Annotated in this window: 20 protein-coding genes and 1 tRNA gene; 12 read left to right on the forward strand and 9 right to left on the reverse strand. The window is 64.1% G+C overall.

All coding sequences use genetic code 11. The features are described 5' to 3' along the window. Positions 1–6: 6 nt before the first annotated feature. Complete coding sequence (locus M8744_RS09685) at positions 7–330, reverse strand: HesB/IscA family protein (protein WP_251414243.1); 324 nt, start codon at positions 328–330, stop codon at positions 7–9. 142 nt (positions 331–472) lie between these two features. Between M8744_RS09685 and M8744_RS09690 the strand changes: the two genes are divergently transcribed. The 8 genes from M8744_RS09690 (at position 473) to M8744_RS09725 (ending at position 9,196) form a co-directional block, all read left to right on the forward strand. Next, on the forward strand, positions 473–1,642 hold the full coding sequence (locus M8744_RS09690) for a deoxyguanosinetriphosphate triphosphohydrolase (protein ID WP_251414245.1): 1,170 nt from the start codon (positions 473–475) through the stop codon (positions 1,640–1,642). 36 nt (positions 1,643–1,678) lie between these two features. Further along, the gene (locus tag M8744_RS09695; RefSeq protein ID WP_251414249.1) at positions 1,679–3,511 is read left to right on the forward strand and encodes a cation:proton antiporter; all 1,833 of its coding nucleotides are present in this window, start codon (positions 1,679–1,681) and stop codon (positions 3,509–3,511) included. A gap of 66 nt (positions 3,512–3,577) precedes the next feature. Beyond that, on the forward strand, positions 3,578–5,323 hold the full coding sequence (gene argS, locus M8744_RS09700) for an arginine--tRNA ligase (RefSeq protein WP_251414251.1): 1,746 nt from the start codon (positions 3,578–3,580) through the stop codon (positions 5,321–5,323). 81 nt (positions 5,324–5,404) lie between these two features. Then, on the forward strand, positions 5,405–6,391 hold the full coding sequence (locus tag M8744_RS09705) for an SPOR domain-containing protein (RefSeq protein ID WP_251414254.1): 987 nt from the start codon (positions 5,405–5,407) through the stop codon (positions 6,389–6,391). Then, positions 6,388–7,398, forward strand: a complete 1,011-nt coding sequence (gene nagZ / locus M8744_RS09710) for a beta-N-acetylhexosaminidase (RefSeq protein ID WP_251414257.1) — start codon at positions 6,388–6,390, stop codon at positions 7,396–7,398. The genes M8744_RS09705 and nagZ overlap by 4 nt, the downstream gene beginning before the upstream one ends. After that, positions 7,391–8,197, forward strand: a complete 807-nt coding sequence (locus M8744_RS09715; RefSeq protein WP_251414260.1) for a segregation and condensation protein A — start codon at positions 7,391–7,393, stop codon at positions 8,195–8,197. Before nagZ ends, M8744_RS09715 begins: the two co-directional genes overlap by 8 nt. 16 nt (positions 8,198–8,213) lie before the next feature. Next, a complete protein-coding gene (scpB, locus tag M8744_RS09720) occupies positions 8,214–8,888 on the forward strand; it encodes an SMC-Scp complex subunit ScpB (RefSeq protein ID WP_251414715.1) in 675 nt (224 codons plus the stop codon). Positions 8,889–8,986: 98 nt separating this feature from the next. Beyond that, positions 8,987–9,196, forward strand: coding sequence for a hypothetical protein (locus tag M8744_RS09725; protein WP_251414263.1), 210 nt, complete (start codon positions 8,987–8,989; stop codon positions 9,194–9,196). Positions 9,197–9,244: 48 nt separating this feature from the next. Here the strand turns inward: M8744_RS09725 and M8744_RS09730 are convergent, their stop codons facing one another. From M8744_RS09730 to M8744_RS09765, 8 genes are all read right to left on the reverse strand, one after another. Further along, positions 9,245–10,318, reverse strand: coding sequence for a 2'-deoxycytidine 5'-triphosphate deaminase (locus M8744_RS09730; RefSeq protein WP_251414266.1), 1,074 nt, complete (start codon positions 10,316–10,318; stop codon positions 9,245–9,247). 104 nt (positions 10,319–10,422) lie between these two features. Continuing rightward, a tRNA-Pro gene (locus tag M8744_RS09735) sits at positions 10,423–10,499 on the reverse strand. A 68-nt stretch (positions 10,500–10,567) separates the two neighbouring features. Further along, on the reverse strand, positions 10,568–11,521 hold the full coding sequence (locus M8744_RS09740) for a MerR family transcriptional regulator (RefSeq protein ID WP_251414269.1): 954 nt from the start codon (positions 11,519–11,521) through the stop codon (positions 10,568–10,570). Between the two features lie 17 nt (positions 11,522–11,538). Further along, the gene (gene ihfA, locus M8744_RS09745; RefSeq protein ID WP_251414287.1) at positions 11,539–11,841 is read right to left on the reverse strand and encodes an integration host factor subunit alpha; all 303 of its coding nucleotides are present in this window, start codon (positions 11,839–11,841) and stop codon (positions 11,539–11,541) included. A 99-nt stretch (positions 11,842–11,940) separates the two neighbouring features. Next, positions 11,941–12,912 (reverse strand): beta-ketoacyl-ACP synthase III, encoded by a 972-nt coding sequence (locus M8744_RS09750; protein ID WP_251414295.1) that lies wholly within the window; start codon positions 12,910–12,912, stop codon positions 11,941–11,943. Then, on the reverse strand, positions 12,909–14,006 hold the full coding sequence (gene plsX / locus M8744_RS09755) for a phosphate acyltransferase PlsX (protein WP_251414308.1): 1,098 nt from the start codon (positions 14,004–14,006) through the stop codon (positions 12,909–12,911). The genes M8744_RS09750 and plsX overlap by 4 nt, the downstream gene beginning before the upstream one ends. A 22-nt stretch (positions 14,007–14,028) precedes the next feature. Further along, complete coding sequence (rpmF, locus tag M8744_RS09760; RefSeq protein ID WP_251414311.1) at positions 14,029–14,235, reverse strand: 50S ribosomal protein L32; 207 nt, start codon at positions 14,233–14,235, stop codon at positions 14,029–14,031. Positions 14,236–14,389: 154 nt separating this feature from the next. Further along, positions 14,390–14,932: a YceD family protein gene (locus tag M8744_RS09765; RefSeq protein ID WP_251414314.1), complete on the reverse strand. Its 543-nt coding sequence runs from the start codon at positions 14,930–14,932 to the stop codon at positions 14,390–14,392. Positions 14,933–15,016: 84 nt separating this feature from the next. On the opposite strand from M8744_RS09765, the gene M8744_RS09770 reads away from it, so the two are divergent. From M8744_RS09770 to M8744_RS09785, 4 genes are all read left to right on the forward strand, one after another. Then, positions 15,017–15,454: an outer membrane protein assembly factor BamE gene (locus M8744_RS09770; protein ID WP_251414327.1), complete on the forward strand. Its 438-nt coding sequence runs from the start codon at positions 15,017–15,019 to the stop codon at positions 15,452–15,454. 96 nt (positions 15,455–15,550) lie between these two features. Beyond that, entirely contained in the window at positions 15,551–16,282 is a 732-nt protein-coding gene (locus M8744_RS09775; protein ID WP_251414330.1) for a GNAT family N-acetyltransferase, read from the forward strand. 40 nt (positions 16,283–16,322) lie between these two features. Further along, positions 16,323–18,149 carry an ABC-F family ATP-binding cassette domain-containing protein gene (locus M8744_RS09780; protein ID WP_251414333.1) on the forward strand — a complete coding sequence of 609 codons (1,827 nt, stop codon included), beginning with the start codon at positions 16,323–16,325 and terminating at the stop codon, positions 18,147–18,149. A 42-nt stretch (positions 18,150–18,191) separates the two neighbouring features. Further along, positions 18,192–18,974: an ion channel gene (locus M8744_RS09785; protein ID WP_251414346.1), complete on the forward strand. Its 783-nt coding sequence runs from the start codon at positions 18,192–18,194 to the stop codon at positions 18,972–18,974. Positions 18,975–18,976: the final 2 nt, after the last annotated feature.

The raw sequence follows: 18,976 nt of genomic DNA on the forward strand, positions 1-18,976 counted from the left end.
CTGCGATCAGATCGAGAATGACGTGCCGCAGCCACAAGAGGACGCGGCATTCGGGTTGTCGATCACAAAGCGCGCGCCGATGATCTCTTCTGCGAAATCTATCACCGCGCCGGTCAGGAAGGGCAGTGAGATCGCATCGACCACCACCTTTTGCCCATTGCCTTCCAGTACCAGGTCATCCTCGGCCGGGTTGTCGAGCCGGATGTCATATTGGAAGCCCGAACAGCCGCCGCCCTCGACAGCGACGCGCAGGGCCTGCCCCTGGTCGGCCGCGCCGATTTCGGCAAGCCGGGCAAAGGCGCGCTCGGTCACGGATGGGGGGAGTTGCATCGAAAACCTCCGGATGGTGTTACACCTAGGAATATGTCTTGCGGGGTGCGGTGTTTCAAGGGTTTGGCGCGCGGGGTTGTTCCCACGGCCCGCGCAGGGTTAACTGCAACCCGAGAATGGCCAACGCGCAGGCAGAGACATCATGACACTTCAGCCCTATGCCAGCGACCCCGCCAGATCGCGCGGGCGGCGCTATGCCGAAGAGGAAAGCGCGTTCCGATCGTGTTTCCAACGCGACCGTGACCGGATCATCCATTCCAGTGCCTTTCGGCGGCTCAAGCACAAGACACAGGTTTTCGTCGAACACGAGGGTGATTACTTTCGCACCCGGCTGACCCATTCGATCGAGGTGGCGCAGGTGGCCCGCACCATCGCGGGGGCCTTGGGGCTGAACCTGGAATTGACCGAGGCGGTGGCGCTGGCGCATGATCTGGGCCACACGCCCTTTGGTCATACCGGCGAGGATGCGCTGGCCGAAATGATGGCACCGCATGGCGGGTTCGATCACAATGCGCAGGCCATTCGCATCGTCACCGCGCTGGAGCGCCACTATGCCGGCTGGGACGGGTTGAACCTGACGTGGGAAACGCTGGAAGGTATTGCCAAGCATAACGGCCCCGTCACTGGTGCGGTTCCCTGGGCGCTGGCCGAGTGCAACGCCGAGTTCGATCTTGAACTTTCGACCCATGCCAGCGCCGAGGCGCAGGTGGCCGCGCTGTCGGATGATATTGCCTATAACAACCACGATTTGCAGGACGGGTTGCGCGCGGGGCTTTTTACCCTCGAAGAGCTGCGCGACCTGCCGATCCTGCAAGGTTGCATAGACGCGGTCGACAGCGCCCACCCGGGGCTTGAAACGGGGCGGCGCCGGCACGAGGCGCTGCGGCGATTTTTCGGGGTGCTCGTTGGCGACGTGATCGAGGTGAGCCGCGCCAACCTGCACCAAAGCGGTGCGCGCGAGGTGGCCGAGATCCGCGCCGCCGGGCGTATGATGGTGCAGTTCTCGCCCGCGGTCTGGGCTGACCTGAAACAGATCCGGGCGTTCCTGTTCACGCGAATGTATCGGGCGCCCTCGGTCGTCGAGATGCGCACGCAGGTAACGGCGGTGATCCGTGCCCTGTTTCCCGCCTACATGGCCGACAGCAGCCTGTTGCCGGCCAATTGGCAGCAGGATGTCGCCCGCGCAGACAGCGAAACCGCGCTCGCCTGGATCGTAAGCGATTACATTGCCGGAATGACCGATCGGTTCGCGTTGCAGGATTTCGAGCGCCTGACAGGCACCCCGGCGTTGGTAGGGCGCGACGGCATCTAGCATGCGCCCCGTGCATAGCGGAGAGGAACGACAGCGATGGCAACAGCAGCGGAGGGCGCCGCCCTGGCCCCGGTGACAGCGATTGCGCTGGTGGGCGTGCTGGGTGTCGGCGCGCAGCTTTGGGCCTGGCGGCTGAACATTCCCGCCATCGTCCTGATGCTGGCGGCGGGGTTTGTCGTGGGTCCGCTGCTTGGCCTGTTCGACCCGGCGCGCGATATTGGCCCGCTCATGACACCGATGGTGGCCATTGCCGTCGCGATCATCCTGTTCGAAGGCGGTTTGACACTGAACTTCCACAGCTTGCGCGACGCGGCCCATGGTGTCGTGCGCCTGGTGGTGATCGGCGCGCCGCTGGGCTGGCTGATGTCGGCCCTGGCGCTGCATTACGGCGCCGGGCTCAGCTGGCAGACCTCTGCGGTGTTCGGCGGCATCATGATCGTCACCGGCCCCACTGTCATAGCGCCGCTTTTGCGCGGGGCGCGCCTGTCGCGTCGACCGGCGCAACTGCTGCAGTGGGAGGCGATCCTGAACGATCCTATCGGCGCGCTGGCCGCGGTGCTGGCCTTTTCGGTGGTGCAGGTGATCTATGCCTCGGCCGACGGGCCCGCGGCGGCCCTGCAACTGGTCCTGGGCATCGCGGTCGCGGGCCTCGTGGGGGCGGCGGGCGGCTGGTTGATCGTTCAGGGCTTTCGCCGTGGCTGGGTGCCGGAATATATCAAGGTGCCGCTCTTGTTCGTCGCGGTGTTGGCCGCCTTTGCCCTGTCGGATGCGATGCTGCATGAAAGCGGGCTGCTGGCGGTCACGGTGATGGGCATCTGGATTGCCAATTCCGATCTGCCTTCTTTCGTCGAGCTGCGCCGCTTCAAGGAGCACGCGACCGTATTGCTTGTTTCGGGGGTTTTCATCCTGCTCACGGCATCGCTCGACCTGTCGGCGCTGGGTGCGCTGACATGGCGTGCGGTCATCTTCGTGGCGCTGGTGGTGCTGGTTGCGCGGCCGGTAACCGTGCTGCTCTCGCTTCTTGGCACCGATGTTCCGTGGCGTGAACGGCTGCTGGTGGCGTTCACCGGGCCGCGCGGCATCGTGCTGGTGGCCGTGGCGGGGCTGTTCGGTGAACGGCTGCAAGAGATCGGCATCGACGACGCCGCGCTCGTGGGGCCTTTGGCATTCGTGCTGGTCAGCGCCACGGTCGTGCTGCACGGCTTTACCCTGGCGCCGATGGCGCGGCTTTTGGGCGTGGCGGCCAGCGAAAGGCCGGGCGTGTTGCTGGTCGGGGGGTCTAACTGGGCGACGGCTCTGGCCGAGGCGCTGAAAAAGGCCGAGGTGCCGGTGCTGATCAGCGACGCCAACCATCTGCGCCTGCGACCCGCGCGCGAGGTCGGCGTGCCCACGTTCTATGGCGATATCCTGTCGGAAGCGGCCGAGCATAATGTCGAGCTGACGCAATATGACACGGTGATTTCCGTCAGCGACAATGACGCCTACAACACGCTCGTCACATCCGACCTTGCACCGGAGTTCGGGCGCGACAACGTGTTTCAGATCCGCCGCGAAGGCAGCGAAACCGCGCGCCATGCGCTGCCCGCATCGCTGGGCGGGCGGCCCTTTGCGCAATGCGCCACCTATCGCGAGATGGCGCAGCTTCACGCCCGCGGCTGGGAGTTTCGCGTGACCGGCCTGACCGAGGAATACGGGATCGCGCAATGGCGCGAAGACCGCCCCGAGGCCCGGGTCATCGCGCTGATCGACGACGCCGGCAACCTGCGCTTTCCCTGCGAGGAAAGCGAGATCGGCACCGGCGCGGGGTTGAGCCTGGTGCATTTCTCGCCCGCCAAGAAAGAACGCCAGCAGGTTCCGCCCGACGCTTAGGCGCGGCGCGCATTGACGCGGCCGCGATTGCTGGTAAACCCGCGCCCAAGCGAAAGGATGGCGTCGATGAACCTCTTTACCGAAATCCGCGACACCGTGATCGAAAGCCTGAACCGCATGACCGCGGCGGGCGACCTGCCCGAAGGGCTGGACCTTGCCAATGTTGCGGTCGAGCCGCCGCGCGATGCCGCCCACGGCGATATGGCCACGAATGCCGCGATGGTGCTGGCCAAGCCTGCTGGCAAGAAACCGCGCGACATCGCCGATGCGCTGGCGGGCCACCTGCGCGCCGATGACCGTATCGCCAGCGCCGAAGTGGCCGGGCCGGGGTTTTTGAACCTGCGGCTGTCTGATGGCGTTTGGCAAGGTGTCGTGGCTCGCGTGCTGGCCGAGGGCGCCGATTTCGGCCGGGCCGGCCTGGGGCAGGGACGCCGGGTGAATGTCGAATATGTTTCGGCCAACCCCACCGGACCGCTGCATGTGGGCCATACACGCGGGGCGGTTTTCGGCGACGCGTTGGCCAGCCTGCTGGACTATGCCGGCTGGGAGGTAACGCGCGAATACTACATCAACGACGGCGGTGCGCAGGTCGATGTCCTGGCGCGTTCGGTCTACCTACGGTACCTAGAAGCGCACGGTCGCGAGGTCGAGTTTCCCGATGGCACCTATCCGGGCGCATACCTCAAGGACGTTGGCGCTGCGCTCAAGGCCGCGGTGGGCGACGCCTACCTGGACCAGCCCGAAGAGGTCTGGCTGGAAAAGGTGCGCGACTTTGCCACCGATGCCATGATGGAGCTGATCCGCGACGACCTGGCCGCGCTGGGTGTCATGATGGATCGGTTCTTCAGCGAAAAGTCGCTTTACGGCACCGACCGGATCGAGGCCGCGATCGACGCGTTGCGCGCGCGCGGGCTGATCTACAAGGGCGTGCTCGAGCCGCCCAAGGGCAAGAAACCCGAAGACTGGGAGCCGCGCGAGCAGACCCTGTTCAAATCCACCGAACATGGCGACGACGTGGACCGCCCGATCATGAAATCGGATGGAAGCTGGACCTATTTCGCCCCCGACATCGCCTATCATTATGACAAGGTCGAACGCGGCTATGACCTGCTGATCGACGTGTTCGGCGCCGATCACGGCGGTTACGTCAAGCGGATGAAAGCCGCCGTTTCGGCGCTCAGCGATGGCAAGGTGCCGCTCGATATCAAACTGACACAGCTTGTGAAGCTGTGGAAAAACGGTGAACCCTTCAAGATGTCCAAGCGCGCGGGCACATTCGTGACCCTGCGGGACGTGGTCGACCAGGTTGGCCCGGGCGTCACGCGTTTTCACATGCTGACGCGCAAGAACGACGCGCCGCTTGATTTCGATTTCGCCCGCGTGCTTGAGCAATCCAAGGACAACCCGGTTTTCTATGTGCAATACGCCAATGCGCGCGCGCATTCGGTGCTGCGCAAGGCCGGCGAAGCCCAGATTGCCGCCGACGATGCCACGCTGCGTGCCGCCGATCTGGGCGGGCTGACGCACGAAGCCGAACTGGCGGTGATGAAAAAGCTGGCCGAGTGGCCGCGGTTGGTGGAAATCGCCGCACGCACGAACGAGCCGCACCGCATTGCCTTCTATCTTTACGAACTGGCCAGCGAATTCCACGCCCTGTGGAACCGGGGCAATGACGACGCGGCACTGCGTTTCCTGCAAGAGGGCGATCCTGCCACATCGCAGGGTAAAATGGCGTTGGTGCGCGCCGTGGCCGTTGTCATTTCGGCAGGGCTTGGTATTCTTGGGGTCGAGCCGGCGGAAGAGATGCGATAAAAAAACGCGCCACCGCCCGGCGGAGTTGAGGCAGCAAGAGACCCCGGCGGCAATGTATCGCCGTGGGCAGTGAGGCGAGACATGGCAGAACTATATGCGGGTGCGCGGGCCGAACAGCCCGCCGCAAGCGTTTCCCTCGGTAGATTGACGAACTGGCTTGGGGCGCTGGTATCGGTGGCGCTGATCGTCGGTGTGTCGGTCTGGGGCTACAAGCTTTTGGTGCGCGACGTCAGCGGCGTGCCGGTCGTTCGCGCGGCCGAAGGCCCGCTGCGCGTGCAGCCCGACGATCCGGGCGGCCGACCGGCCGATCACCAGGGACTGGCCGTCAACAACGTGGCCGCCGTGGGCACCGCCGCGCCCCCGGCCGAGCGTTTGGTGCTTGCGCCGCGCCCGGTGAGCCTGACCGAGGATGACGCACCGCGCGCCGTTCTGACGGCCGCGCGCGCGTTGGCCTCCGATACCGTGCCAGATATGGCTGATGCGGCGCAGCGCAACGGGGCGAACACGGCGCAGGATGATGCGCCGGCGCAGCCTGGGGATGATGCGACCGTGGATGACCTGGTGGCCAAACTGACCGCCAATTCCGAGCCGTTGAGCGCGGGTGACGATAGCGACACCATGTCCGCAGATGCGCCCGGGGAAAACGCCGAAACCGCGCCGGCCCGTCCCGAAAGCGGCCTGGCCCGGTCGCTGCGTCCGCAGTTGCGCCCCACCGGCATTGAAACGCAGGTGGCCAGCGCAGACTCATCCGCCGCTGTTGTTGCCGCGGTTGCGGCCAATTCCGGCGCGCGCGATGTCGATCCTGCGGATATTCCCGTCGGTACCCGCCTGGCACAGCTGGGCGCGTATGACAGCGCCGAGGTCGCACGCAAGGAATGGCGACGCCTGGAACAGCGCTTCGGTGAATACATGGACGGCAAGGACCGCGTGATACAGCGCGCGCAATCGGGCGGGCGCACCTTCTATCGCCTGCGCGCCATGGGGTTCGAGGACCTGCCCGATGCGCGCCGGTTCTGTGCCGCCTTCGTGTCGGAAAAGGCCGATTGCATCCCGGTGGTCACAAGGTGAGCAGGCGGTTCGGCGCGACGATACTCGACGCCGAAGGTCTGCGCCTGACGCCGGAAGAGAGGCGCTTTTTCACCAGCGCAGACCCGTTCGGGTTCATACTGTTCGCGCGCAACATTGACACGCCCGGCCAGGTGCGCGCGCTTTGCGCCGAGATGCGCGACGCGGTGGGTCGCGACGCGCCTATCACTATCGACCAGGAAGGCGGGCGCGTGCAGCGGCTGCGCGGGCCACGCTGGCGTGAATGGTTGCCGCCGTTGGAGCATGTGCAACGCGCCGGCCCTCATGCCGAAGCGGCGATGTATCTGCGCTATCGCATCATCGCGCACGAGCTGAATGACCTTGGCATAGACAGCAACTGTGCCCCGATGGTCGACGTGGCCACCCCCCGAACCCATGCATTTTTGCAAAACCGTTGCTACGGTTTCGAAGCTGCCACCGTGGCGCGGCTGGGCCGGGCCGCTGCTGATGGCATGTTGGCCGGCGGGGTGCTGCCGGTGCTGAAACACATCCCCGGCCACGGTCGCGCGGTGGTCGACAGCCATTTCGACCTGCCCGTTGTCACCGACAGTGTCGAGACCCTGTGGCAAAACGATTTCGCGCCTTTCAGGGCGCTCAACGACCTGCCGATGGGCATGACCGCGCACTTGGTCTATGCCGCGCTGGACGACGCACCCGCCACGCTGTCAGAGACCGTCATGACGCTGATCCGTGACCAGATCGGGTTTGACGGGTTGATCATGACCGATGATATCTCGATGAAGGCGCTGCGCGGCAGCCTGTCCGATCTTGCCCGCAGCGCGTTGGCGGCTGGATGCGACGTGATCTTGCATTGCAACGGCACGCTGGAGGAACGCCGCATGGTGGCCGAGGCCGCGGGCCGGATGGATGCCAGCGCCCAGGCACGCGCCGAACGCGCCCACGCGGCCCGCAGAACGCCCGACGAGGTTGACATCGCCGCCCTTGCGGCCAAGCTGGAGGCGCTGCTAGACGGGCGCCTTGATGACTGACGAAACACCGCAATTCGACACGACCTCCCAGCCGGACAGCGTCGCCGCTCGGCTCGCGGCCGAGGCGCTGATCGTCGATGTCGACGGTTTCGAGGGGCCGCTTGACCTGTTGCTGACGCTGGGGCGCACGCAAAAGGTGGATCTGCGCAAGATCTCGATCCTGCATCTTGCCCAGCAATACCTGGCCTTCGTGGAAAAGGCCAAGGAACTGCGGCTGGAACTGGCGGCCGATTACCTTGTTATGGCGGCGTGGCTTGCATTCCTGAAATCGCGGCTGCTTTTGCCGCCCGACCCGACCGAGGCAGGGCCCTCGGGCGAAGAGCTGGCCGCGCACCTGGCCTTTCAATTGGAAAGGTTGCAAGCCATGCGCGACATGGCCGCGCGGTTGATGGGGCGCGACCAGAAAGGGCGTGACTTTTTCGTGCGGGGCCTTCCCGAAAGCGTGTCGCGCGTCAAGCGCGTGACCTATACCGCCACCTTGCTTGACCTGATGCAGGCCTATAGCCGCATCCGCACACGCGACGAATTTCGCCCCTTCGTGATGGACCGCGACGCGGTTTTCACCATGGAACAGGCGTTGGAGCGGATGCGTGGGCTTATCGGTTTCGCCGGCACCTGGACGGATATTTCCACCTATCTGCCCGAGGGTTGGTCGGCTGACCCGGTTCGCCTGCGCTCGGCCACGGCGGCCACTTTTGCCGCCTCGCTTGAACTGGCCAAGGAAGGCAAGGTTGAGCTTCGGCAATCGGAGACATTCGCGCCGATCCAGCTGCGCAGACGAGGAGAGAGCGATGGTTGAGGACGCGCGAGAGGGGATGCCAGGCCCGGCCGAGGATGAGGCCCCCACCGAGGCCCAAAGCCTGTTCGAGGCCCCGCCCATCGGCGAGCAGGAACGCATGGTCGAGGCGATCCTGTTCGCCAGCGCCGAGCCGGTGACGGTGAAGGAATTGAACGACCGGATGCCGCATGGATGCGACGCGGCCGAAGCGCTGGTGTACTTGCGCAAACGCTACGAAGGACGGGGCGTGCAGGTGGTGCGCGTGGGCGATGCCTGGGCCATACGCACGGCGCCCGACCTTGGGTTTCTGATGCAAAAGGAAACCGTCGAGACGCGCAAGCTCAGCCGCGCGGCGATCGAGACGCTGGCCATCATAGCCTATCATCAGCCCGTCACCCGTGCCGAGATCGAGGAAATACGCGGCGTGGCCGTCAGCCGTGGCACGGTCGACCAGTTGCTTGAAATGGAGTGGATACGCTTTGGCCGCCGTCGCATGACGCCCGGCCGCCCGGTGACATTCGTCGTGACGCAGGAATTCCTGGATCATTTCGGGCTGGAATCCGCGCGCGACCTGCCGGGGCTGAAAGAACTGCGCGCCGCGGGACTGCTGGATAACCGCCCACCGCCGGGCGCGATGCCGCAAATGGGCGAGGGCGACCACGACGCGGACGAGGAAACCGGCGAGGGGCAGTCGGAACTGTTCGAAGACTAGGCGCATCACCGCCTGCTGCCGCAAGATTTCTGCCGCGACGCCCTGATTTTATCGCAATTACCTGTTATGTATGCGCGGAAGTGGAACAGGAGAGCGCAATGAATGCCAATCAACTGATCAACATGGTCATGCGCTTGTTCGTTCGGAAAGTGATGAACAAGGGTATCAATGCCGGGATCAACCGGGTAGCGGGCAAGGGCAAACCACGCGGTCAGATGTCTGGCGGGGAACGCAAGCAGGCCCAGCAGGGCAAACGCGCGGCGCAAACCGCGCGCAAGGCGGCCCGGGTCACGCGCCGCATGCGCTGAGGGCGCGTCAAGCTGCGCCGGCATGCGACACGGCGCTCGTGCCGTGAATCAGCCCTTGAAATGCTTGGACAGTTTCAGCCCCTGGCCCTGGTAGTTCGAAGCAATGCCGGCGCCGTATAGCTGGTCGGGGCGCGTGGACATGCGTTCATAGACCAGCCGCCCCACGACCTGCCCGTGCTCCAGCACGAAGGGCGCCTCGTGGCAGCGAACCTCAAGCACGCCGCGCGAGCCGGCCCCGCCCGCCGCGTCATGGCCAAAGCCGGGGTCGAAGAAGCCCGCATAATGCACGCGGAATTCACCCACCATAGCTATGTAGGGCGCCATTTCGGCGGCATAGTCGGGCGGTATATGCACCGCCTCGCGGCTGACCAGAATGTAGAACGCCCCCGGATCAAGGATGATTTGGCCATCATGGCTGATCACCTTTTCCCAGAATTCCGCGGGGTCATATGCGCCGATCCGATCAAGATCGATGACGCCGGTATGCGGCTTGGCGCGGTATCCCACCAGCCCGTCTTGACCGGCCGTCAGGTCGACGGAAAAGCCCAGGCCGTCGCGGATAACCGCCGTGCCGTCTACCAGCCGGGCGCTGGCATGCAGCGCGCGCAGCGCGTCGTCATCCAGCACGGCTTGGCCCTGGCGAAAGCGGACCTGGTTCAGCCGCATGCCGGGGCGCACCAGCACCGAAAACGAGCGCGGGCAGATCTCGGCGTAAAGCGGGCCGCTATAGCCCGGGGGGATGCGGTCGAACTCGACCCCGCCATCGCTTACGACGCGGGTCAGCAGGTCAAGCCGCCCGGTAGAGCTTTTGGCATTGGCGACTGCCTGGATGTCGTCGGGCAGGGCGAGCGATTCCATCAAAGGCACCAGGTAGACGCAGCCCTTTTCAAGAACCGCCCCCTGCGACAGGTCCACCCGGTGCATTTCGAACTGTTGCAACCGATCGGCCACGCTGCGGCCCCGCCCCGCAAGAAACGAGGCCCGCACACGGTAGGCAATTTGCCCCAGCCGCAGATCAAGGCTGGCGGGCTGCACCTGGCCCTGGGTCAGCGGCTGCGTCAGACGGATGGCCCCGTCATCGCATAGTGCCTTGATCTGTTGGCTGGCCAACACCCCTGTCATCGCGATAATCCCCCGGTGGTTCGCGGTGTTTTGCCGGATAACCCCAACCGGGCGCAAGAAAAATCATGTCTTCCGACATGCAGGGAAAGCTGGGGTGGGTGAAATGGTCGGGCTAGCAGGATTCGAACCTACGACCTCCCGTCCCCCAGACGGACGCGCTACCAGACTGCGCTATAGCCCGACGTGGGGGCCTTCTTAATGGTTTTGCGTGCGGGGGCAAGTGTGAATTTTGCCTTTCGTCCACTCTTTCTAGTTTTGCACCATGCGTGCGCGCAGGCGGGCCAGATCGTCGCGTGCAGCGGCCATTTCTGCCGCCTGCTTGGCATCCAGAGTTCCGCGGTATGTGGCCAGGGCCGTCAGCACGCCACCTGCCGCGGTGACCTGGTCCAGCGGGGGTGTTTCGGGCACCTCGACGATGGCGGGGCGCGGTGACGGTTCATCGGACGGCGTGGCAACAGGGGCAGAGCCGGGCGTGCTGTCGTCATCGGCGGCCTCGTCCACTTGTCCGGCCTCCGGCGCGTCGTCTGCCTGCTTGTCCGTATTCGGTTCCATTTCGGGGGCAGGGGCGCCCTCGTCATCCTGTGGTGCCATCGGCGCGCTGTCGGCGGGCGCGGTTTGCCCCTCTTTTGCTTCGGCCGCTTCGGTCGGCTCTGCCTCGGGCGTGGGGGCAGGGGGCGTTGGCATGCCGTCTGCCGCATCGTCCTGCGTGTCGGTTGCCTCGGCCGCCGGTGTCTCGGGCGGGTCGGGCTCAGCCGCGCCAGGCCCGGTTTCACGATGAAATGCGACGACCGTATCGTCCTTCACAGGCAAAGGTGCGGCATCCTGCGACCCGGTGCTGCCAACCTCGTGCGGGGTCGTCTGCGCCAATTCATCTGCATCTGGCATGTTGTCTGCCGCGTCGTCTTGCGCCACGGCCCGGGTGACCTCGTCCAGTGGTTGCGACAGGGCGGATACGTGCTTAACCCCTTTTTCGCGCAGCATTTTCTGAACGCCCTTGATAGTCATCCCGTCGTCGTGCAGCAGCTTCTTTATGCCGCCCAGAAGAAGCATGTCATCGGGGCGATAATAGCGGCGCCCACCGGCGCGCTTGACGGGCTTGAGCTGTGTGAACTTGCTTTCCCAGAACCGCAGAACATGGGCGGGCTTGTCCAACCATTCGGCCACTTCGCTTATGGTGCGGAAGGCGTTGGGGGATTTGCTCATCGCCCTGGGGCCCCGGCTTACCGTTTGTTCCCGGCGGCGACGCGGTCTTTCATCAGGTGCGACGGACGGAAGGTCAGAACGCGGCGCGGATTGATTGGCACCTCTTGCCCGGTCTTGGGGTTGCGGCCAACGCGGGCCGCCTTGTCGCGTACCGAGAACGTGCCGAAGGATGAAATTTTAACTTGCTCACCCCGCACAAGCGCATCGGACATATGGTCCAGCACGGATTCGACGAGTTGGCTGGCATCGTTGCGCGACAGGCCGACCTCGCGGTAGATGGCTTCGCTCAGGTCCATGCGCGTTAATGTCTTGCCGGTCATTCACTTTCCCCCTGCGGTTTTGCGCGATGATAGGGGCAGGCTAATTTCCGAGTCAATATCAATGGGTTGGCCAGCGACATTTACAGCGCATCCTTGCCGCTACCAGCGCAGGACAACAGCCCCCCATGCCAGGCCGCCACCGATCGCCTCGGTCACGATCAGATCGCCCGGCTTGATCTGGCCGCGCGCGCAGCCCACAGAGAGCGCCAGCGGGATCGACGCCGCCGAGGTGTTGCCATGGTCCTGCACGGTGACCACCACGCGCTCCATCGGCACGCCCATCTTTTTCGCCGTGCCCTGGATTATGCGGATATTGGCCTGGTGCGGCACGATCCAGTCCACGTCGTCGTGGCCCAGGCCGGCCTTTTCCAACGCGCTATCGGCGGTCGCAGCCAATTTCTCGATCGCGTGGCGAAAGACCTCTTTGCCCTCCATCCGCAGATAGCCGGTGCTTTGGGTCGAGATACCGCCATCTACATACAGAATATCGCGGTGGCGGCCATCAGAATGCAGATCGGTCGCCAGGATACCGCGGTCGTCGGTGGTGCCCGCACCCGTTTGCGCCTCAAGCACCAGCGCCCCGGCACCGTCGCCGAAAAGCACGCAGGTTGACCGATCGCTCCAGTCCATGATGCGGCTGAAGGTTTCCGAGCCGATGACCATCACGCGCCGTGCCTGGCCCGACGCGATCAGCGCATTGGCGTTGGCCAGCGCAAAGATGAACCCGGCGCAGACGGCCTGCACGTCAAAGGCAAAGCCGCCGGTCATGCCCAGCTTGTGTTGCACCATCGTCGCAGCCGACGGAAAGGTAAGATCGGCGGTCGAGGTGGCCAGGATGATCGTATCCAGGTCGTTGGCGCCGATACCGGCCATGTCCAGCGCGGCCTGCGCCGCCTTCGTGGCCATGTCGGATGTGGTTTCACCCTCGGCTGCGAAATGCCGCCGTTCGATGCCGGAACGTGCGCGAATCCATTCGTCAGTCGTATCAAGCGAGGCTTCGAAGTCGCTGTTTTCCACAACGCGCTCGGGCAGGTAATGCCCGACGCCTCGCACCACCGCCCGTATCGTCATGCGCTTTTATCCTTGTCGTTCGTCATCTCGTGCAATTGCGAGGTGGCCGCGGCCACCCGTGCGGCAAGCCTGTCGGAAAAACCGCTTTGCGCCAGCTGAAAGGCCAGTTTCACGGCCGCCGACACGCCTGTAGCGTCGGCCGAGCCGTGCGATTTTACAACCGTGCCGTTGAGACCCAGGAAAACGCCGCCATTCACCCGGCGCGGGTCGATACGCTTGGCCAGGCGACGCAGCGATGTCAGCGCCAAAAGCGCCGCGATACGCGACAGCGGGGTGTATTTGAACGCCTCTTTCAGCAGGTCGCCGATCAAGCTGGCCGTGCCCTCGCCGGTTTTCAGCGCGATATTGCCGGTAAACCCATCGGTGACGATCACGTCGCAGCGGTCGCCCGGAATGTCGCCGCCCTCGGCGAATCCCACGAACTGGTAATTGCCCTTTTCGGCATTCGCCGCCATCAGCTCATGCGCGGATTTCAATTCGGGCCGCCCCTTGTGTTCTTCGGTGCCCACGTTCAGAAGGCCGACCCGCGGCGTGGTAATGTCCAGGCCGTTGCGGGCATAAGAGGCGCCCATCAGGGCGTATTGCAGCAGATCCTGCGCATCGGCGCGGATGTCGGCGCCCACGTCCAGCATGACGTTGAAGCCGTGCGGGTTGCGCGATGGCCACAGCACCGCGATGGCTGGCCGATTGACGCCGGGCAGCTTTTTCAGCCGCACCATCGACAGCAGCATCAACGCGCCGGTGTTACCGCAGGATACGCAAACCGTGGCCTCGCCGTTACGCACGGAATCGAGCGCCGACCACATCGAGGTGTTCTGCCCGTGCCGCATGATGTGGCTGGGCTTGTCCTCCATCCTGACGGTATCGGCGGCGTCGCGAATCTCGCATCGTCCGGCCAGGTGGCGGCGCTTTGCGACAAGGCGTTCCAACTCGTCGCGGGGCCCGTGCAGGATAAAGGCAATGTCGGGGTTTTTCTTGGCCGAACGCGAAATGCCGGCGACAACGGTCGCAGGCCCCCGGTCGCCACCCATGGCGTCAACGGATATGACGATACGACCGCCGTCTGAAAGGGACCGAGGCTGCGCTTCAGTCATGCGGACAGTCGCCTCCGTGCGATCAGGCCGCGTCTTCGTCCAGATCAACCTCGTCAACCAAGGCGACCACTTCGCGGTCGGCATAGTGGCCGCAGGCCGCGCAGACATGGTGCGGACGCTTGAGTTCACCGCAATTCGAGCACTCATTGGGGTTTGCCGCAACCAGCGCATCATGGGCGCGGCGGTTGTTGCGGCGCGATTTCGATACTTTGTTCTGTTGGACAGCCATGTCGCAACCTTTATTCCTATGGCGCGTCGCGCCGTGTTTCACAAGGGTTTGGGGGCACTTACAAGAGTGTAACCCGCATGTCCAACCCTGAATTCGATGAAGCGCGGAAAATACTGTGATTCCGCGTCGAGGCAAGCGGTTTTTTGCCCCGGGTCTATTCGTCCTTCTTAAGTGCATCCCGCAGATCGGCCAAGCCGGCAAAGGGCTTTGTATCTTCATCGCGGATGGGGGCCTTGCCCGGTTCGGTCACGACCGTCTCGCCCAGTTCGGCGTCTTCGGCACGCGGGTAAAGTGGCAGCGCAAGCGCCAGCGACTCGGCCATCACCGTATCGAGGTCGATCACGTCGCCCAGCGGTTCGATCGAGTCGTCCTCGGGCATCTCGACCTCTTCTTCTTCTCCGGATTCGGGCATCCGCGACAGGAATCGCCGGGTCACGGGTTCTTCCAGGCGGGTGGTCACCGGCGCCAGCGTGACGACGCAGGGCTGTGTCACCGTGGCGCCCAGATGCCCATCGAGGCGCCAGTCGTGCGCCCCGTCGGGCCGAAGCTCACCCTTGAAAGACAGTTTGCGCAGGCCCGACAGCCCCAGTTCCGCGGCCAGCGCGGCGTTGGCCTCGGGTGTGGGGCGCAGTTCGAATGGCAGGGGGCGGTTCGGGGGCAGATCGGCGACGCGATGGCGGTTTGGGCGGTGGGTCATCTGGGCGCTTCCATTCTTGAACCCTTTCGGTTCCTTCTGTAATCGGGATAGAAGGCACTGTGTGCCGTGACAAGGGGGGCGTCGATGGTCCGTAAATTCGCTGCAATATTCTGTGTGCTGATACTGGCGGGCTGCTCTTCGGTTTATCGCAACCACGGCTACGTGCCCAACGACGAGGATCTTTCCCAGATCGTTGTCGGCGTCGATACCCGTGACACGGTGGCCGATGTGGTGGGGTCGCCCTCGGCGGGCGGGGTGCTCGACAGCTCCGGTTACTACTACATTTCCAGCCGCGTGCGCCATTTTGCCTATCGCCGCCCCGAGGTCGTCAACCGCGAGGTTCTGGCAATCTCGTTTGACGAGGCGGGCGTGGTGAGCAACATCGAGCGGTTCGGGCTTGAGGATGGCCAGGTCGTGCCGATCACGCGCCGCGTCACCGAAACCGGCGACACAAGCAATGCCTTCCTGCAGCAGCTTTTGCGCAGCCTGGGCAATTTCGCGGCAGACGATCTGTTGGAGTAAGGCCGTCCGCGCGCTGCGTCGCGCGGTTGTCATATCTTGTATGCTATGGCGCGTGAGACTACGGTTTGCGCATCACAGGCGTGGGGTATGTCCGCCATGACGTATTTGACAAAGGGCCGCTACGTGGCCCGGCTGGCCGAAACGGATGAGGATGTCGCCGCAACGCAGGTTTTGCGCCATCTTTCGTTCCACGGCACGGATGGCAAGGACGCCGATCGCTTTGACGAAATCTGCACGCATATCCTGGTCGAAGAGGTGGATTCGGGCCGGCTTTTGTGCTGTTTTCGCTTTCTGCCCCTTGCGGGCGGCGCCGAGATCGACCGCAGCTATTCAGCGCAATATTATGAGTTGTCGCGCCTGCACGACTTTGCCGGCCCGATGGTCGAACTGGGCCGGTTCTGCATCCACCCTGATGTGAAAGACCCCGACATCTTGCGCATGGCCTGGGGCGCGATGACGGCTTATGTGGACGATCACGGGGTCGAGCTGCTTTTCGGCTGTTCCTCGTTCAAGGGCACCCGGGCCGAGCAATACCTGGATGCCTTTACTGTCCTGCGCGACCGGCACCTGGCGCCCAAGCGCTGGTTGCCGCGGGTCAAGGCGCCGCGGGTATTCCGCTTTGCGCAGCTTTTGCGGCGCAAGCCCGACGCGAAACTGGCAATGTTGCGGATGCCGCCGTTGCTGCGCACCTACCTGCTGATGGGGGGGTGGGTCAGCGATCACGCGGTGGTCGACGACCAGATGAACACGCTGCATGTGTTCACGGGGCTGGAAATCAACGCCATTCCGCCCGCGCGGAAGAAACTGCTGCGCGCGGTCGCCGGCTGAACCGCTTGACGGGGGCGAGCGGCGGTTATAGCTGCCCCCCATGGCGCGCGCACCTCTTTTACAACTCAACGACATCTCGCTCACCTTTGGCGGCGATCCGGTGTTTTCCGGCCTTTCGCTTGTCGTGCAGCCGGGCGACCGGGTGGCGCTGGTCGGGCGCAACGGGTCGGGAAAATCCACCCTGATGAAAGTTATGGCCGGCCTGGTCGAGCCTGACAACGGCGACCGTGTCGTGTCACCGGGCGTTTCCGTGGGTTACATGGAACAAGAGCCCGACATGGCCGGGTTTGCCACGTTGGGCGATTACGCGGCCAGCGAGTTGGACGCGGGCGAGATGTATCGCGTGGAAATGGCGGGCGAGGGCCTGAAATTCGACCCCGCCCGCCCGGTCGAAACCGCCTCGGGCGGCGAACGCCGCCGCGCGGCGCTGGCCAAGCTGATGGCCGAGGCCCCTGAGCTGATGCTGCTCGACGAGCCGACGAACCACCTCGATATCCACGCGATCCGCTGGCTTGAGACCGAGTTGAAACAGACCCGCGCGGCTTTCGTCCTGATCAGCCATGACCGCGCCTTTCTGCGCGCGCTCACCCGCCAGACCCTGTGGATCGACCGGGGCGCGGTGCGCCGCCGCGAAGAGGGGTTCGAAGGGTTCGAAGCCTGGCGCGACAAGGTCTGGGAAGAAGAGGACATTGCCCGCCACAAGCTGGATCGCAAGATCAAGGCCGAGGCCCGCTGGGCCGTCGAAGGTATCAGCGCGCGGCGCAAGCGCAACCAGGGCCGGGTGCGCGCGTTGCAGGCGCTGCGCGCCGAACGGGCATCCCAGATCTCGCGCCAGGGCACCGCGGCGATGGAGCTGGAGCAGGGCCCGAAATCGGGTCGAAAGGTGATAGAGGCGCAAGGCATTTCAAAGGCTTATGATGAAAAAGTAATCCTGCGACCTTTTGATATCCGTATCCTGCGCGGTGACCGCGTGGCCTTTGTCGGGCCAAATGGGGTGGGTAAGACGACGCTGCTGAAGATGCTGATGGGTGAAATCGCGCCCGACAGCGGTACCGTCACGCATGGCACCAACCTGCAGGCTGCCGTGTTCGACCAGGCGCGTGCCCAGCTCGACCCGGAAATGACCCTGTGGGACAGCCTGACGGGTGACCCGGACATGCGCGTTTCGGGCAAGGCCGACCAAGTGCTGGTGCGCGGCCAGCCCAAGCACGTGGTCGCCTATCTCAAGGATTTCTTGTTCGACGAAGCGCAAGCACGCGCGCCGGTCAAGTCGCTTTCGGGCGGGGAAAAGGCGCGGCTATTGCTGGCCAAGCTGATGGCACGGGAATCGAACCTCCTGGTGCTGGACGAACCTACCAATGACCTGGACATCGAAACGCTGGACCTGTTGCAAGAGCTGCTGGACGATTACGATGGCACGGTGCTGCTGGTCAGCCATGACCGGGATTTCCTGGATCGCGTCGCCAGCACCACCATCGCGATGGAAGGCGATGGCCGCGCGACCGTCTATGCCGGCGGGTGGAGCGATTACCAAGCCCAGAAGGCCGACGATACGACGCAGAAAAATGACGAAAAATCAAAAGACAAGAAGGCGAAGTCAAGGCAGGACAACAAGCCGGATAAGCGCGTGCAGCCAAAGCTGAGCTTTACCGAGAAGCACCGATTGGACGAATTGCCGAAAGAGATCGAACGCTTGGAAGCGGAGATTGCCAAGCTTGAGGGGTTGCTGGCCGACCCCGATCTGTTCACCCGTGAGCCCGTCAAGTTCCAGAAGGCGACCGAGGCGTTGACGACCCGGCAAGAGGCGCTGGCGCAGGCCGAGGAGGAATGGCTTGCGTTGGAAGAAAAGGCAGAGAATGCTGGCTGAACCGGATCGCCGGTACCAAACGGTTTTCGCGTCGGGGCAATAATGGCCGAAGACAGACAGTTGAAAGATCGCGTCAGGCTTCTTTACGAGGGGCGCAGCAAGCGCGCCACGCGGTTTCGATACGCGCTTTTGTTGTTCGACGCGGTGACGATCGTGTTCTTCCTGGCGACCGCGGCCATGCCCCTCACGCCGGCGCTGCTGGTGGCTGATGCGGTGATCGGCAGCCTGATCGCGCTGGACCTGATTTTGCGCCTGTGGATTGCCGAGAACAAGGCCAGGTTCCTGCGGCGGATCTACGTGATCGTGGATATCATCGTGCTTGCCTCGCTGCTGGCGACACCGTTCCTGGGGCAGGGGTTGGCGGTGCTGCGGGTGATCCGTTCGCTGCGCCTGATCCACTCCTATCACCTGATGCATGACCTGCGCCGGGATTCGCTGCTGTTCCGGCGGCACGAGGATACGTTTGTCGCGGCGTTGAACCTGCTGGTCTTTATCTTTGCCATGACGGCCATCGTGTTCGTCTTGCGCGGCCAGGAAGAGCCGGGCCTGACGACCTATGTCGACGCGCTGTATTTCACGGTGGCGACGCTGACGACAACGGGGTTTGGCGATATCACCATGACCACGCCCACCGGCCGGCTGTTGTCGGTCGGTATCATGGTGGTGGGCGTGGGGTTGTTCCTGCAATTGGTGCGGGCGATTTTCTCGCCCGCCAAGGTCAAGCACAAGTGCCCGGAATGCGGGCTGACCAAGCATGATGTGGATGCCATCCACTGCAAGCATTGCGGTCACGATTTGAAGATCGAGACCGAGGGGGCGCTTTGACC

Origin of the sequence: Lutimaribacter degradans (assembly GCF_023703375.1) — a bacterium.
GTDB classification, from domain to species: Bacteria; Pseudomonadota; Alphaproteobacteria; order Rhodobacterales; family Rhodobacteraceae; genus Lutimaribacter; species Lutimaribacter degradans.

Bases quoted from the DNA above. Each gene is read 5' to 3' on its own strand.
- M8744_RS09685 (WP_251414243.1), bottom strand. From the start codon at position 330: ATGCAACTCCCCCCATCCGTGACCGAGCGCGCCTTTGCCCGGCTTGCC.
- M8744_RS09690 (WP_251414245.1), top strand. From the start codon at position 473: ATGACACTTCAGCCCTATGCCAGCGACCCCGCCAGATCGCGCGGGCGG.
- M8744_RS09695 (WP_251414249.1), top strand. From the start codon at position 1,679: ATGGCAACAGCAGCGGAGGGCGCCGCCCTGGCCCCGGTGACAGCGATT.
- argS (WP_251414251.1), top strand. From the start codon at position 3,578: ATGAACCTCTTTACCGAAATCCGCGACACCGTGATCGAAAGCCTGAAC.
- M8744_RS09705 (WP_251414254.1), top strand. From the start codon at position 5,405: ATGGCAGAACTATATGCGGGTGCGCGGGCCGAACAGCCCGCCGCAAGC.
- M8744_RS09715 (WP_251414260.1), top strand. From the start codon at position 7,391: ATGACTGACGAAACACCGCAATTCGACACGACCTCCCAGCCGGACAGC.
- scpB (WP_251414715.1), top strand. From the start codon at position 8,214: ATGCCAGGCCCGGCCGAGGATGAGGCCCCCACCGAGGCCCAAAGCCTG.
- M8744_RS09725 (WP_251414263.1), top strand. From the start codon at position 8,987: ATGAATGCCAATCAACTGATCAACATGGTCATGCGCTTGTTCGTTCGG.
- M8744_RS09730 (WP_251414266.1), bottom strand. From the start codon at position 10,318: ATGACAGGGGTGTTGGCCAGCCAACAGATCAAGGCACTATGCGATGAC.
- M8744_RS09740 (WP_251414269.1), bottom strand. From the start codon at position 11,521: ATGAGCAAATCCCCCAACGCCTTCCGCACCATAAGCGAAGTGGCCGAA.
- ihfA (WP_251414287.1), bottom strand. From the start codon at position 11,841: ATGACCGGCAAGACATTAACGCGCATGGACCTGAGCGAAGCCATCTAC.
- M8744_RS09750 (WP_251414295.1), bottom strand. From the start codon at position 12,912: ATGACGATACGGGCGGTGGTGCGAGGCGTCGGGCATTACCTGCCCGAG.
- plsX (WP_251414308.1), bottom strand. From the start codon at position 14,006: ATGACTGAAGCGCAGCCTCGGTCCCTTTCAGACGGCGGTCGTATCGTC.
- rpmF (WP_251414311.1), bottom strand. From the start codon at position 14,235: ATGGCTGTCCAACAGAACAAAGTATCGAAATCGCGCCGCAACAACCGC.
- M8744_RS09765 (WP_251414314.1), bottom strand. From the start codon at position 14,932: ATGACCCACCGCCCAAACCGCCATCGCGTCGCCGATCTGCCCCCGAAC.
- M8744_RS09770 (WP_251414327.1), top strand. From the start codon at position 15,017: ATGGTCCGTAAATTCGCTGCAATATTCTGTGTGCTGATACTGGCGGGC.
- M8744_RS09775 (WP_251414330.1), top strand. From the start codon at position 15,551: ATGACGTATTTGACAAAGGGCCGCTACGTGGCCCGGCTGGCCGAAACG.
- M8744_RS09780 (WP_251414333.1), top strand. From the start codon at position 16,323: ATGGCGCGCGCACCTCTTTTACAACTCAACGACATCTCGCTCACCTTT.
- M8744_RS09785 (WP_251414346.1), top strand. From the start codon at position 18,192: ATGGCCGAAGACAGACAGTTGAAAGATCGCGTCAGGCTTCTTTACGAG.